This window comes from Paenibacillus endophyticus (assembly GCF_014192395.1).
GTDB lineage: Bacteria > Bacillota > Bacilli > Paenibacillales > Paenibacillaceae > Pristimantibacillus > Pristimantibacillus endophyticus.
The window spans coordinates 38,929-52,581 of the sequence record NZ_JACHXW010000011.1 but is presented as its reverse complement, the minus strand read 5'-3'; the positions used below and the strand labels follow the sequence as shown (position 1 = coordinate 52,581).

General features: G+C 57.0%; 13 protein-coding genes. 11 read left to right on the top strand and 2 right to left on the bottom strand.

The window, feature by feature from the left end; all coding sequences use genetic code 11:
- Positions 1 to 16 precede the first annotated feature (16 nt).
- A complete protein-coding gene (locus tag FHS16_RS18035; RefSeq protein WP_183565527.1) occupies positions 17 to 1,399 on the bottom strand; it encodes an MBOAT family O-acyltransferase in 1,383 nt (460 codons plus the stop codon).
- Positions 1,400 to 1,404: 5 nt separating this feature from the next.
- Positions 1,405 to 1,929 (bottom strand): DUF4358 domain-containing protein, encoded by a 525-nt coding sequence (locus FHS16_RS18030; protein WP_183565524.1) that lies wholly within the window; start codon positions 1,927 to 1,929, stop codon positions 1,405 to 1,407.
- Between the two features lie 451 nt (positions 1,930 to 2,380).
- Here FHS16_RS18030 and FHS16_RS18025 point away from each other — a divergent pair, with 451 nt between their 5' ends.
- The 11 genes from FHS16_RS18025 to FHS16_RS17975 are packed head-to-tail and all read left to right on the top strand — an operon-like array spanning position 2,381 to position 13,613.
- Positions 2,381 to 3,736 (top strand): AMP-binding protein, encoded by a 1,356-nt coding sequence (locus FHS16_RS18025; RefSeq protein WP_183565521.1) that lies wholly within the window; start codon positions 2,381 to 2,383, stop codon positions 3,734 to 3,736.
- On the top strand, positions 3,736 to 4,005 hold the full coding sequence (locus tag FHS16_RS18020) for a phosphopantetheine-binding protein (protein WP_183565518.1): 270 nt from the start codon (positions 3,736 to 3,738) through the stop codon (positions 4,003 to 4,005). Before FHS16_RS18025 ends, FHS16_RS18020 begins: the two co-directional genes overlap by 1 nt.
- A complete protein-coding gene (locus tag FHS16_RS18015; protein ID WP_183565515.1) occupies positions 4,002 to 5,060 on the top strand; it encodes a Gfo/Idh/MocA family protein in 1,059 nt (352 codons plus the stop codon). Before FHS16_RS18020 ends, FHS16_RS18015 begins: the two co-directional genes overlap by 4 nt.
- A 14-nt stretch (positions 5,061 to 5,074) precedes the next feature.
- Entirely contained in the window at positions 5,075 to 6,202 is a 1,128-nt protein-coding gene (locus FHS16_RS18010; protein ID WP_183565512.1) for a DegT/DnrJ/EryC1/StrS family aminotransferase, read from the top strand.
- A 55-nt stretch (positions 6,203 to 6,257) separates the two neighbouring features.
- Positions 6,258 to 6,542, top strand: a complete 285-nt coding sequence (locus FHS16_RS18005; protein WP_183565510.1) for an acyl carrier protein — start codon at positions 6,258 to 6,260, stop codon at positions 6,540 to 6,542.
- Positions 6,539 to 7,498 carry a DUF6005 family protein gene (locus FHS16_RS18000; RefSeq protein WP_183565507.1) on the top strand — a complete coding sequence of 320 codons (960 nt, stop codon included), beginning with the start codon at positions 6,539 to 6,541 and terminating at the stop codon, positions 7,496 to 7,498. The genes FHS16_RS18005 and FHS16_RS18000 overlap by 4 nt, the downstream gene beginning before the upstream one ends.
- The gene (locus tag FHS16_RS17995; protein WP_183565504.1) at positions 7,482 to 8,852 is read left to right on the top strand and encodes a glycosyltransferase family 4 protein; all 1,371 of its coding nucleotides are present in this window, start codon (positions 7,482 to 7,484) and stop codon (positions 8,850 to 8,852) included. The genes FHS16_RS18000 and FHS16_RS17995 overlap by 17 nt, the downstream gene beginning before the upstream one ends.
- Positions 8,839 to 10,656: an ABC transporter ATP-binding protein gene (locus FHS16_RS17990; protein ID WP_183565501.1), complete on the top strand. Its 1,818-nt coding sequence runs from the start codon at positions 8,839 to 8,841 to the stop codon at positions 10,654 to 10,656. Before FHS16_RS17995 ends, FHS16_RS17990 begins: the two co-directional genes overlap by 14 nt.
- Positions 10,653 to 12,260, top strand: coding sequence for a class I adenylate-forming enzyme family protein (locus tag FHS16_RS17985; protein WP_183565498.1), 1,608 nt, complete (start codon positions 10,653 to 10,655; stop codon positions 12,258 to 12,260). Before FHS16_RS17990 ends, FHS16_RS17985 begins: the two co-directional genes overlap by 4 nt.
- On the top strand, positions 12,214 to 12,477 hold the full coding sequence (locus FHS16_RS17980) for an acyl carrier protein (protein ID WP_183565494.1): 264 nt from the start codon (positions 12,214 to 12,216) through the stop codon (positions 12,475 to 12,477). The genes FHS16_RS17985 and FHS16_RS17980 overlap by 47 nt, the downstream gene beginning before the upstream one ends.
- Positions 12,474 to 13,613: a phenylacetate--CoA ligase family protein gene (locus FHS16_RS17975; protein ID WP_183565490.1), complete on the top strand. Its 1,140-nt coding sequence runs from the start codon at positions 12,474 to 12,476 to the stop codon at positions 13,611 to 13,613. The genes FHS16_RS17980 and FHS16_RS17975 overlap by 4 nt, the downstream gene beginning before the upstream one ends.
- The last annotated feature ends 40 nt before the right edge of the window (positions 13,614 to 13,653 follow it).

The window sequence follows — 13,653 nt, the reverse complement described above, 5'->3', positions numbered from 1 at the left end:
CCTCCTTCCTTGTTCGTTAAAATCGGAAATATAAGAATGGATTAAATGTAGCATCGACTAAATAAGCCACTGACATGAAGAAAAGCATGGCGTGCCAGCCAAGCTGGATGACCGGCTTCAATCCGGGTTTTTCCTTGCGCTGCGGCAAAGACGCAATGACCAATAAGACGAGCAAAATAGCGTTAGTGTATAGCAGATACAGCGACTCATTGTTCCACATAGGCTGATGATTCATGCCGAACATGGCGGCAAAATACGCACCCATATCCGATAAATCCTCAAAGGCGAAAAATACCCAGCCGATTAGAATAAGAAGCAGCGCGTAGACATGCCGAACCCAAGCGGGCATCCGCAGCAGAAGCGTAAGCGCGAACCATTTCTCCAAGACGAGCACGACCCCGAAATACAAGCCCCAAAGCAGGAAGTTCCAGCTTGCCCCATGCCAGATTCCGGTTAGCAGCCAGACGATCATAATGTTGCGAAGCTGCTTCCAAGGACCTTTGCGGTTCCCGCCTAACGGTATGTATAGATAGTCCCTGAACCAGGTGCTAAGCGATATATGCCAGCGCCTCCAAAAGTCGGTGATGCTTTGCGCCGTATAAGGGCGGTTGAAGTTTTCATTGAAACGGAAGCCGAACATCATGCCGAGCCCGATTGCCATATCCGAATACCCGCTGAAATCGAAATAAATCTGAAAAGCAAACGCAATAATGCCTAGCCAAGCGGTAAGAGCAGGAAGCGTATCTGTGCCTGTGCTGGAAATAGTATTCCATAATAAACCAATATTGTTGGCTAACAGTACTTTTTTGGCTAATCCGATAATAAAGCGCCTTACACCTTCTGCAAACAGCTCTGTGTTGACGGTACGATGGCGAAGCTGCTCGGCGATCGTCGAATACTGTACGATAGGTCCCGCGACAAGTTGAGGAAACAAAGCGACGAACGTACCGAAGTCGAGCCAATTGCGCTGTGCTTTGGCCTCTCCCCTATAGACGTCGATAATGTAGGACATCGATTGAAACGTGTAGAAGGAAATACCGATTGGCAGCGCCAGTTCGGTTAAAGGGATTTGCGTCCCGATTAAGCTGTTGACGTTCTGAATGAGGAAATCGGCGTATTTGAAATACCCAAGCAAGCCTAAATTAACGATGATCGAGGCGACAACGATCCATTTCCGCTGCGCGCTGCCGCGCTTCGGATTGCTGAGCAGCAGTCCAAAGCTGAAGTCCGTAACCGTAGAGATCAGCATGATTGCAATGTATACGGGCTCGCCCCATGCGTAGAAGACGAGGCTTGTCGCGAACAAAACAAGATTTTTGAGTCGCCACGGTGACACGAAATAGAGCAGCAGCACGGCAGGCAGGAATAGAAAGAGAAACAGCAGGCTGCTAAATACCATACTCGTTATTTTTGCTCAAAATACGTATCGAAGGCAGCAACGAATTGATCTGCTTCCTCGGAAATAACGAATAATACGTAGTTGCCTTTCGTGACGAGTTTATAGTTTTTAGCATTTTCATATTGATCCTGCAGATACGTTTCGAACGTTTTTTGCACGTCGGCGGCACGTTTTTTCACGCCTTCTTCAACGGCTGCGACATCCTTGGCGTCCTTCACTTTGAATAAGGCAATCTCATTGGTTTTAACATTCATCATCGGGGACATAATCGTATATTCTTCCATCATCGCAGGGTCGATATAGAACATTTGCTTCACCATATCGCCGGTCATTTCGATTAATGCTGGCTGCTCGATGGCAGCCAGCATGCCGTCCACGATTTCTTTGGTAGTTTTCGTCGTAACGGCGGCTTGCTCTTTACTCGTTGTGTTGCTCCCGCCTGCGCCATTATTCGAGCCGGTATCCGAGCAGGCAGTCAGCGCCAATCCTAATGCAATAACGAGCATAAAAGCGAAGTAGTTTTTTTTCATTTTGTTTAATCTCCTTGGTGTCGTTTATTTTGTTTTTCAACTAATAACAACGAAACTAAAAGCGTTATTGTTGCTGTTTGCGTTATTATGGTAAAAAATGACGCGAAGCATACGTGTTTGCAGTTAAGGGCAGCGAACACTACGAAGGATGATACGGTATTGCTTGGCTTCATAAGGTGAAGGGGCTCGCGGAATGTGGAGAAGCGAGCTCGTGATTGTGGCTGAGGCGATTTCTTGCACGCAAAGGAGTCTAGGATGCGCGGGTATCCATGCCTGGCATAGCAAAGCTGAAACAAATAGCGGGTCGAATAATGGAGAGTCGCGTCGATAGATGTCAGATGTGTCACGGACGCTTCGCCAATCCTGAAAAATGGCGCACATTCTGAAGAATTATATATTGAATAAGGAGGTGGACAACCCTAGAATCGTAAGAAAAAGGAGTTGTTGCGCTATGGATCCCATGCTGAAAGTAGACGGCAATACATGGAGCAAAGCGCAGTTCGCATCGCGTATGCGGGTAATCGGGGAACTGGAGCCATGCCGCTCGCCCGAAGGGCACCGGTACGCAATCCGGCTGCGCGATCCAGTAGACATCTTGGCTGCGGTGGTCTATTTCCGCGAGCATCATGCCTCGGCGCTGCTGCTTCACGGAGACACGCCGGCCAATGAGGCGGCGACGATGGCGGCGCATGCAGGCTGCCGGGCTTTGCTTCTAGACGCACCATTGCAAGCGCTTTCTTTGCAATTGCCGGAGCACGGGTATAGGGCAGAGGGACAAGGCGCAAGCCGCTCAACGATTATTAGAGCTACGGCAGCAAGAGAGCGGCAATTTGAGCCCTCGCTGCTGCAATTCAGCTCGGGTACGACCGGCGATCCGAAGCTGATCAGCCGGGCTTGGTCCGATATTGCATGGGAAACGGTAAGCTACAATAGTTCGCTTGCGGCAGCAGGCGGGGAGCCCCCGCTCGTGCTTGTGCCGGTGTCCCATTCATACGGCCTTATTACGGGCGTGCTGGCCGCTTGGGCGAGAGAGGATATCCCGCATGTCGTCCATACCCGGAATCCGAAGGCCGCATTGCGCCATATCCGCGATAACCCCGACAGTATCGTCTATGCGGTTCCTTTTTTATACGGGCTTATGGATTCGCTTAGCAAAGGCGAGGTTCGTTACCGGAAGGCGATCAGCTCCGGTGCTCCCTTGACCGAGAGCATGCTGGCGAAGCTGAGGACTGCGGCGGGCGAGGTATGGCAGCAGTATGGCTGCTCCGAGATCGGCTGCATCTCTCTTAAGGCAGGGCCGGAGCGGCCCGACGAGGCAGGGCGGCCGCTAGCCCATCTGCATGTCAGAGCGGAGAGTCCCCAGTTGGAGCATGGCGAAGGCGCGGTCTCATCCGAAGGCGCCGCGAAAGAACTCGTGGCAAGAAGCGGTACGCAGGTAGTGAGGACGGGGGATATAGGCGCCGTAACGGCAGAAGGCGAACTTCGGGTGCTGGGCAGGCTGGACGATCTGATCAATGTGTCCGGGCAGAAGGTTATGCCTAGCGAGGTGGAGAGGGCGATTGCCGGAATAGATGGCGTGAGGGAGGTGGTCGTGTACGGAGCTGCACACTCCGTGTGGGGAGAGACAGTCAAGGCGATGATCGTGGCCGACGGAAAGATCGGCGCGGATGCGGTCCGGGCTGAGTGTTCGAAGCTGCTGCCCGGCTATAAGGTACCGAGCGCCGTGCGGGTCGTGGATGAAATACCGCGCAAGACATCGGGGAAAATAAGCAGAAGATGGCTTCGTAAATGGGAGGAGGAACAATAATGGAACGCAATCGCATTGTCGAAGGGCTGCGCAAGATTATCGCGGAGGAGCTGGATGTCGCGGCGCCCGCTGAGTTAAACGAATCGGATAGGCTGAACGAGGATTTGAACCTGGATTCCATTATGATTCTGCAGTTAGCCGTGTATATCGAGGAATATTTTGAAGTGGCTTTTCCCGAAGACGACGTCGATCCGGGCGTGTTCGCGACGGTCGGCAGTTTGACGGATTTTATTGTCGCCCTGCACGTACCGGGAGCCGCTCTCCGATGAAGCAGGTGAACCTGGGGATTGCGGGATTTGGTCGCATCGTCGAGCTAACCCATCTGCCGCTTCTGAGGAAAATGCAGGAATATCATATCTGCGGTGTATTCGATCTAACGGCGCAAAGGCGGGAGCTGGCGGAACGCAGAGGCTTGGCCGCTTGGGAGAGGCTCGACGAGCTACTGGACGGCGAGACGGACGCGGTACTGATTGCGACGCCTCCGCGCAGCCACTACGCGATCGCCTCAGAGGTACTGCGCCGCGGCAAGCATGTGCTCGTTGAGAAGCCCGTGACCGTCAACGCGGAAGAAGCGATGCTGCTGCGGGAGCTGTCCCATAAGCATGGCGGGATCGTCACGGTATTTCATAACAAACGGTTCGACCCTGCCATGGCGATTCTGGAGGAGGTGCTTCAGAGCGGCGTGCTGGGCAGGCTCCAATTCGTTGAACGGCGGCATCATCAATTCGGCTCTGGTGCCTCGTTTGGCGTGCAGTCGTTCCGGCCTTCCTGGCGGGACGAGAGCGCCTACGGCGGGGGGGCGCTGCTGGACTGGGGCGTTCACCTGATCGACCAGCTGCTTCATCTCAAGCTCGGCAGCCGAACAAGCGTGACCGCGTTGATCCATCGCCTGCGCCTCGGAAAGGGAGACGCAGAGGATTGCGTGACGGCCCATCTTGAGCTGGATAACGGCATTCTGCTTATGCTTAACATCCACTTCGGTTCCCACGCGGCTGACCCGCAGTGGATCGTCGGAGGGGAATTTGGAACCCTTCGGATTACAGGGCAGGGCGAGGCCGTCCTGCAGCTGGTGAACGGGCCGCCAAGCACAGTTCCCTCCTCTTATTCCGGCAAGAAGAGCTATCGGGGAGACATGGACGCGGTGCGCCATATATATGGCTCGTTTGCTGCCAAGCTGTCCGGAGAGGGCGAGCTGGCCGTTACGTTGGAGGAGGCCATCGAAGGCATGATCGTCATGGACGAAATAAGAGCGTCTGCCGTACAGGGAGAGTCAAGGCATCGCTTGGCTGCCGAAGATAAGTCCCTGTCGCAAGGAGCTGTCTAACAAGGGGGAAAGGCATGGGCATATTGTTCGCGGGACCGCAGTTGGAATTCGAACAAATTAGGGAAGCATGGTTTGATGCAGCAGCACAATTGGCCGCGAAGGGCGTCTTCGTCGGCGGGCACCCAGTCACGGCATTCGAAGGGGCATTCGCCCGATATTCCGGTACGTCTCACGCGGCTGGTGTCGGCAATGGAACCGATGCTCTGTTCCTGGCGCTCAAGGCGCTCGGCATAGGGCCGGGCGACGAGGTCGTCACGGCTGCCAACACGTTCGTCGCGACCGCCGAGGCGATTCATCATACGGGAGCGACGCCGGTGCTTGCGGATTGCGACTTGGGAAGCTATCTTATCGATCCAGAGAGTCTGATGGAGAAGCTGACTCCGCGCACGAAGGCCGTCATTCCGGTGCATCTATACGGTCAGATGGTGGATATGTCGCCATGGATCTCGCTTGTGCGGGAGCGGGGAATCGCTGTCGTGGAGGACAGCGCCCAAGCTGCGGGAGCGAGACTGGGGGGCATGCCTGCCGGCAGCATAGGCAATGCGGGCTGCTTCAGCTTTTATCCGGATAAAAACTTGGGGGCGCTCGGCGACGGTGGAGCTATCGTCACCTCGGATGAGTCGCTGCTGTCGACCGTTCGCAAGCTGCGCAATCACGGCGGAGAGACGCGGTACACGCATGATATACCGGGCTACAACAGCCGGCTGGATGCGTTGCAGGCGCTTGCGCTGAGCCTAAAGCTGGAGCGGCTGGACGAGTGGTCAGCGCATCGTAGGCGGATAGCGGGGCTTTACGAACGCTATTTGGGTGAGGTCGACGGAATTGTACTGCCTGCGCACCGCGGCGATGACAGCCATGTGTTTCATCTGTACGTGGTGAGATTGCCTGTAGAGGCAAGGGAGAGCGCTCGGCGTTATTTGCAGAAGAAAGGCATCTTGACCGCGGTGCAATATCCGCTGCCTGTACACCTTCTGCCGGCATTCCGCCACCTTGGTTACAAGGCGGGAGACTTTCCGATTGCGGAATTCTGTTCGGAGCGCATTCTGTCTCTGCCCATGCACATCGGCATGAATGAGGAAGCGGTACTCGAGGTAGCGGAAGGGCTAAAAGGGGCGCTTGCTTCGCCTGCTTATCGGAGCTGACGGCCCGCGGTAAGTGATGGTGGAGCCGAATACGAGCATGGGAGCGTGAATGGCAATGGCAAGCATGGAACGGGAGGAAGAACGAGAGGACATTATGAATGGCCTGCGGAAAGACATGGCAGAGCTAATCGATGATGCCTGGCTTGCGGGACGAATCGGTGAGAATGACCTGCTCGAGCCTGCAGGTGTGGATTCATTTGTGATGATTAATCTGATCCTTCGCGTGGAGCAGCGGTACGGACTGACGCTATCCGACGGTGAGCTGCGACCCGAGGTCGTCGGGACGCTGGGAGGACTGGCGGACAGCATATGCGCCAAACGAAAGGAGGATACGGCATGAGCGGCCCGCCAATTCATTGCTTATTGGATTGTTTGGCGCACCTTGTGCGGAACCGGACGGACATGGACCCGCGTCCCATCTATCTAGGCGTCTGGAATGCTCCGTTCATCGCGAGTGAAGACGGGTTCTCCTATTATTCGGAAGAGATCGATCCCGATATTGACCTGCGGCGGTTCGAGCAGCTGTATGGACCGTGCCTGACTCGCTGGCTGGAGCCGCAGTGGGAGAAGGAACAAAAGTTCGCGAAGCTGGAGGAGGAGTTGTCGGAGGCGGGGGAATCAGTATCCGTTATTGCGCTCGTTGATCTGTATTACATGCCCCATTCCGCGATCTGCTACGGACTGAAGCATTTGCCGCATATGCTCATCGTGGAGCGCGGTCAGGACGGAAGCCTGCGGGCAGTGGATCCTTTCTTCGATTGGGAGGGGGAGATTACGCGTTCGGTGCTGTACGAGGCCTTTACTTGCGGGGGGCTGAGCTCAGGCATTACGATTCGCCTGGACAAAGCATCGGAGCCTAGCCGCTTTGCTGCGGGAGAGGCGTTCCGCATGCATTTCGACTTGGGAGCGAGTCCGTTGATACAGGGCGTGGATGATTATTTGCGCCACATCGAGATCGGTACTCCGAACTATACGGCGGCGAAGCTGTACGCCAGTATCGGACAAGTAGGGGTCATTGCGAAGCGCTGGAGAGGACTCGGCGAGGTTGCCCGTTATTTTGCGGATAAAGGCGGAGAGGATGGGGCACCGATACTGGAAATGCTGGATCAGCTGCTCGTCAAATGGGAAAACATTGTGCTTGTCATCGTGAGGCTCGGGGTGCTTGGCAACCATGCCAAACTGACCGATGCGCGGGCGAAGCTCGCGAAGCTGGCTGAGCTGGAGCGCGACATTCGGGGCGCATTGTGGACGCTCTTCGAACGATGGAAGGAGGCGGGGCATGAGCGGGTCATATAAGAAGCTCCGTATCGGTTATTCCTCCGGCTCGGCAAGAATGGTTAATGAGCGGGCAATCGACTCCAATTGGGTTCGTTACATGGGGCAGCATGCCGAGCTGGTCCCGATTCCCCCGCTCGCCTTGTACCGGCTTTTTGGCGGTTCGGTAGAACGATTCGTTCGAGATTGGCCGAAGTCGCTGCAGCGTATGTCGGAGGGGCTTCTGGAGCTGCGGAATCATTATGACTTGCAGACCTTATATCTGAACATTCCCGCCCTTGCACCCTATCTGTTCATGGGCAGGACAGCGGGCGGCATCGATCTTGGTTTTTTGATTATCGCACATTCAGTGGCCTCGGAGCATTGGTTGCGGCAATGGCTGGGCATTGCCCCGTTCCTGAGCGAGCGGGACGTTCTGCTATGCTCAACGCCGAGCAGCAAGGAAGCTTTGTGCCGAATCTCTCCCCGTTACCGGCTGGCTAAGGTAATACCGCTAGCTATAGAACGAAGAGACTGGCACGAGGTAGAGGATTCACTCGGACGAAGGAACGGGCGAAGACTGCTGTCCATTGGGCGGCTGGAGGACGTAAAAAACATGGAGCTGCTGCTGCGGACGTTCGCTGCTGTGCGCGACGTATTGCCGGATGCGAGGCTGACCGTTGCAGGGGAATATACCGGTCGGAATAGACTGCAAATCGAGGGCTACAAAGCACGGATCACTGAACTGCTGGCGACCCTTGAATTAGGCGAGCATCTCTTCTTCGCAAATGCCGTTGAAGGGAAAGAGAAGGAGGCTTTGTTCTCGGAAGCTGATCTGCTCGTCAACGTCTCGACGGATCCCGGAGAGACGTTTGGTTACAACCTGCTGGAAGCAAAAGCATGGGGAGTACCTGCCATCTGCGCGGGCTGGAACGGATTCCGCGACGTAGTGAACGACGGGGAGGATGGCTTGCTGGTTCCTTGCGAATGGGATGGGCCAAGCCCTGCCGTGGATGAGTGCCAGGCTTCGAAAGCAGTCCTGTCGCTTCTTATGGACGACGGTTTGCGGAGGCGCATGTCCCGAAAGGCTGTGGCATCGGCGGAAAGGTACGATTACCGGAACATATTCCCGGCAGTCGTCAGGGAGGTCGAGCTCGCTGCGGAATCGGCAATGAGCGAGCCGGAGCAGATGAATGTCATCGCGATGATGGGGCAAAGTTTGCCGCAGCTGGGGAGGCTGTATCAGGCGGAGCATTTGCGGAAACTGCCATTCCTTGAGCAGTCCCTGCTGCGAATCGTAACATCTCGATCCGAAACGCCGCTGACGGAATGGATGCCGCTCGTCAAACCGATTGCAAGCCATTATGCGGGGAGGAACGCTTATGCAGAGCATTAGATTGTTTATGCGTCTGGCGCCTTATGTCCGCATTCGTTGGCCGCTTACAGCGGCGGCATATGCTTGTGCCTTGTTGAGCCTAACCTGCAGCTTGGTGCAGCCGTACCTTTTCTTGATGCTGATCGACCGGGTATTGACGGGGGGCGAAAAGGAGCTGCTCGCTCCGCTGCTGCTCGCTTCGGGAGGACTCGCTATCGGCTCCATGCTGCTAGGGACCGTGCAAGCTGCCATGTTCCGCTACTTGGGAATCCGGCATACGCTGGACCTGCGCGAGGTTATTCTGGCACATCTGCGGCGATTGCCGATGGCCGAGATCGAACGGCATGGCGCTGGCAAATATTCCGCATTGATGGGCATGGACACCGCGACGATGGGCAACTTTCTGAACCATGTGGTCAAGGAGCTGCTCACCCAGTGGTATACGCTGCTGTTCGCGCTCGCGGTCATTTTTTACCTGGATTGGCAGCTTGCGCTAGCAGCACTTGCGGTTATCCCCATACTGCTGGCAATTCCCCGGATGTTCCGTTCGCTCATTATGCGCCATACTGGCGCGGTCAGGGCGCACAACGAGGAGATCGGCACGTATTTGTACGAAAGCATCGAGGGCTCGCGAGAGATTCGCGTTCACGGACTGGAACGATGGGAGCGGGAACGTAACGAAGCCCGCTACCGCAATCTGGTGGGAGCTAGCGTAAAGGATACGCTGTACCGGGTGCTGTCGGCCCATTCAGGCTCGCTCGCGGTAAGCGGCATCGTCGTCGTAGTCTACGGCTTCGGCTCCGGCAGGGTATTGGACGGGACGATGACGATCGGCATGCTCGTCGCTTTGGTTTCCTATTTAAACAATGCGCTTGCTCCCGTACAGGCCATGAACCACTTCGTTGGTGAGCTCCAAGGCGGGGAAGTGGCCATGAAGCGAATCGAGGAATTTCTCTGCTCGCCAGAGGAGCCGATGCCCCGTCAGGGTGTTGCGGCAGAAGCGAAGGGACAGCCTTGGCTGCCGGCTGTCGAGGCTGCAAGCCTGACGGTTCTAGGCGGAGAACAGACGATATTGGACGGTGTCGACTTCGCTCTGAAGGAGGGGCAGACGGCTGCGTTCGTCGGCCGAAGCGGCTCGGGCAAAAGCACATTGTTTCGCGCAATCCTCGGCTTTATGCCGGTAGAGACCGGCTTAATCCGTCTGGGAGGCGTGCCGCATGCCGCATGGACAAGGGAATTTCTCAATCGACGCATCGGAGTGGTGTTCCAGGAGAGCTTTCTATTCGCGGGCAGTATCCGTGATAATATCGCGATCGGACGGCTGGATGCAACGGATGAGGAGATTTACGAGGCTGCCTGCAAGGCGGATTTAGGGACCTGGATCGACAGCCAGCCAGCCGGCTTGGCTACGATATTGGGCCATCGGGGCGATGGATTGTCGGGAGGGCAGCGGCAGCGGGTCGCCATCGCCAGAGTATTTCTGCAGCGGCCGGAGGTGCTCATCCTGGACGAGCCAACGTCGGCGCTTGACCGAGGGACGGAGGGACAGGTGCTGCAGTCTTTGGCCGAGCTGATGAAAGGAAAAACGACGCTGATGTCCACACACAGGCTCCAAACCGTGGAAGAAGCCGATATGATCTATGTAATGGAAGCGGGGAAAGTGACGGATAAGGGCAGTCATGCCGATCTCTTGCAGCGTGGAAGCGCGCCTTACCTTGCGATGCTTAGCCGCCAAAGCCGTATCTCGGAAGCGGATAGCTTCGAAGACGTGGCGCTGCCATCGGATCTGCCGCTCGAATTGTCCAAGAGGGAGCTGCCGGCATGAGCACGATACCGATTTCGTTTATCGAGTGGCTGCACGATACCGCGAGAGCGGATCGCGGCATGTTCTACGACTTGGATGGCGTACGCCGCTATATGGGCTTCGACGAGCTTTACCGGGATGCGCTGCTCATGGCGGAGCGTCTTCGAAGCCTGAAGCTTCCGCCAAGGTTTATCGCGCCAATCTGGATGACGCCTTCCCCGTCTTGCTTCCGTGCCATCATGGCCGTCACGCTGGCGGATGGCATACCGGCCCCGCTTCATGCCGCTTCCACCTTCGCGGAAATACCAGCGATGCTGGACGGGCTGGAAGCCGAGCTTTTCCTCTATAGCCCGTCGTTGCTACCTGTTTCGCGGCAGCCGGAAGGTTGGGCCTCGCTTGCGGGACTAGGAAGGCTGCTTGTAAACGGTGAAACCGGCGAGGCATTGAAACCGGCAACGCAGGACCGGGCGCACGGGCTGCCAGAGCGAACGCGCCAGTATATACCGCCGCATGATACGGCGTTCATCTTCATGAGCTCCGGCTCCACAGGTACGCCTAAGGGCATTATGCTGAGCCTTCGCAATATGTGGTCCAACGTCTGGTCCATTAAGGAGAGCCTGCAGCTGGGGGGAAGCGATAGCGTGCTCATTACGAAGTCGCTGGGCTATTGCTCGACGGTAACAGGAGAATGGCTGCTCGCGTTGCATGCGGGAATGAACATCGCTCTAGCGCCAGGCCTGACCCATCCATTGCAGCTGATTGCTGCGATCCGAGAGCATCGGCCTACGTTTCTATGTACCGTGCCTGCCGTCATGCTGTCGCTTGCTAAATCCGTCAAATGGCAGGCAGAGGATTGCCGAAGCTTGCGGAAGCTGATCGTCGTTGGCGCGGCGATGCCGCCCGATATGCTGCTGCTGATACAGAGCAGGCTGCCAGCCACGGACATCATGCCATGCTACGGGCTGACGGAGGCATCGCCGCGCGTGACGTATCTGCCCTCGCGCTGGCTCGCGGCCAAGCCCGGTTCGGCGGGGATGGCCGTTCCCGGCGTTGAGCTTGCCATTTACCGCGACGGACGGCCATGTCCGCCGGGCGAGACGGGGGAGGTCATCGTCAGGGGCGATAACGTGATGCTGGGCTATTACAACGACGAGAAGCGAACGGCAGAGGCGTTGACGCCGTTCGGATTGCGGACGAAGGACGAAGGATGGCTGGACGAGGACGGCTGCCTATTCTTGACCGGCCGATCGGACTATGCGTTCAACGTAGCAGGCCACCTGTTCCATCCGGAAACGCTGGAGAATGTTCTGCTGTCGCACGCCGCTGTTGCAGAGGCTGCCGCGGCGGGCATGCCGGACGCGGCAACGGGAAGCCGCCCCGTCGCATTAGTCGTCCTAGAAAAGGGTGGCTCCGCGTATGACGATGCCAAAGCCGTGACAGAGCTGCTTGAGTATTGCCGAGAACGGCTCCCCGCCGCGGGAAGGCCCCGGGACCTAATGATCGTCCCGGCGCTGCCCCGTACGAAGACGGGCAAGCTGGACCGGAGAGCCATTCAAGCAAAAGTAGAGGAGGGGTACGATGATTGCGGAAGAAGAGAGATCTCCGTTGCAATTGACGGTCATTGACATTATGGCGGGGCTGCTGAGGCGGCATCCGGAGGACATTCGACTGGAGCATTCGCTGCTGAACGACCTGTATTTGGATTCGCTGCATGTGCTGGAGCTGCTTACGCTGCTGGAGCAGAGGTTCGGCTTCGAAACCGACGCCGAGGATCTGCAGCCGCATGTGTTCGTGACGGTGGAATCCGTGGTCGCGTTCGTTCGCGGGAAGGCGGCGTCATGACGGGAAGCGCGATGCCGGAACGACTGGAGCGCGCCATGGCGACTGCAATCGAGCAATATCCGTTTTATCGGCGGTTTCAAGGTGCCGACGCATCCTTCCGCGATTTGCCCGTCTTGGACAAGGCGGCGATCAACGCCAATCGGGAGCTGCTTGAGCTTCCTTCCCAGGAATCGTTGATCGTCACCCATACCTCGGGCAGCACGGGCACGCCGTTCCGCTGCGTGAAGACACGGGAGGAGCAGCGGGCTCTGGGGCTTGCCATCCAGCGAAGCCGGCGGAGAGCCGGCGTGCCGACAAACGGCCGCATGCTGCTGCTGGGCAACGCCTTGCTTGCTGACCGCAGGATGGTGACGCTGTACGGCAACCGGATGATGCAGGAAAAGCCGCATCTGATTCAGGGACGCTGCTCCGGGCTGTACGAGCTTGCCATGCATGTGGAAAGGAACGGATTGCCGATCGCTGACTCGCTCGTCGCCTTGCAGAACTGGGGCGAATACGCGCAGCCGGGGCAGCGCAGGGAGATCGAGCGCGTCTTCGGCGTGCCGATGCTGGACTATTACGGCATGGAGGAGGTCTGGCTTATCGCCTTCGCAGGCATGGACGGCGTACTTCGCATCGACGATTCGCTCGTATATGTGGAGGCGCTGGACCCGGTTACGCTGCTGCCAGTCCCCGAAGGCGAGACGGGGGAGCTGGTCGTTACTTCCTTCGTCATGAACAGCCTGCCCTTCCTGCGCTACAGGACGGGGGACATGGGGAGAATCAGGCGCGACGAAGGCTCCGGGGGGCCGATCCTTACGCTGATGCCGTTCCGGCAATCCTCCATCAAGCTTCCGGGCAGAGAGCTTCAATCCGCCGTACTGCGTTATCTTGACGGATTCTACAAGTGGCTGGCGACGGATCTTGGCGTAAGGCAGTTCCAGCTCGTTCAGGAGACGCATTATGAATTCCGCCTCTGTATTGCAGGCAGCCATAGCAGCGGCGCGGAGCTGGGGGAAGCGGCGGACAAGCTGGCGAATTTGCTTAAGAAGGTGCTTTTGGCAGACGAATTGAGGATCGCCGTGGAGCATGTAGAGGAGATTCAGCCCCATCCCGTCAGCGGGAAGTGCCATCCTTTCGTAAGCCATGTGTCCTGATTTCGCAATCTCGTTCAATCTAACTATTGAGGAGGAATCA

Bases quoted from the DNA above. Each gene is read 5' to 3' on its own strand.
- FHS16_RS18030 (WP_183565524.1), bottom strand. From the start codon at position 1,929: ATGAAAAAAAACTACTTCGCTTTTATGCTCGTTATTGCATTAGGATTG.
- FHS16_RS17985 (WP_183565498.1), top strand. From the start codon at position 10,653: ATGAGCACGATACCGATTTCGTTTATCGAGTGGCTGCACGATACCGCG.
- FHS16_RS18015 (WP_183565515.1), top strand. From the start codon at position 4,002: ATGAAGCAGGTGAACCTGGGGATTGCGGGATTTGGTCGCATCGTCGAG.
- FHS16_RS17980 (WP_183565494.1), top strand. From the start codon at position 12,214: ATGATTGCGGAAGAAGAGAGATCTCCGTTGCAATTGACGGTCATTGAC.
- FHS16_RS17990 (WP_183565501.1), top strand. From the start codon at position 8,839: ATGCAGAGCATTAGATTGTTTATGCGTCTGGCGCCTTATGTCCGCATT.
- FHS16_RS18035 (WP_183565527.1), bottom strand. From the start codon at position 1,399: ATGGTATTTAGCAGCCTGCTGTTTCTCTTTCTATTCCTGCCTGCCGTG.
- FHS16_RS17995 (WP_183565504.1), top strand. From the start codon at position 7,482: ATGAGCGGGTCATATAAGAAGCTCCGTATCGGTTATTCCTCCGGCTCG.
- FHS16_RS18020 (WP_183565518.1), top strand. From the start codon at position 3,736: ATGGAACGCAATCGCATTGTCGAAGGGCTGCGCAAGATTATCGCGGAG.
- FHS16_RS18005 (WP_183565510.1), top strand. From the start codon at position 6,258: ATGGCAAGCATGGAACGGGAGGAAGAACGAGAGGACATTATGAATGGC.
- FHS16_RS18025 (WP_183565521.1), top strand. From the start codon at position 2,381: ATGGATCCCATGCTGAAAGTAGACGGCAATACATGGAGCAAAGCGCAG.
- FHS16_RS18010 (WP_183565512.1), top strand. From the start codon at position 5,075: ATGGGCATATTGTTCGCGGGACCGCAGTTGGAATTCGAACAAATTAGG.
- FHS16_RS18000 (WP_183565507.1), top strand. From the start codon at position 6,539: ATGAGCGGCCCGCCAATTCATTGCTTATTGGATTGTTTGGCGCACCTT.
- FHS16_RS17975 (WP_183565490.1), top strand. From the start codon at position 12,474: ATGACGGGAAGCGCGATGCCGGAACGACTGGAGCGCGCCATGGCGACT.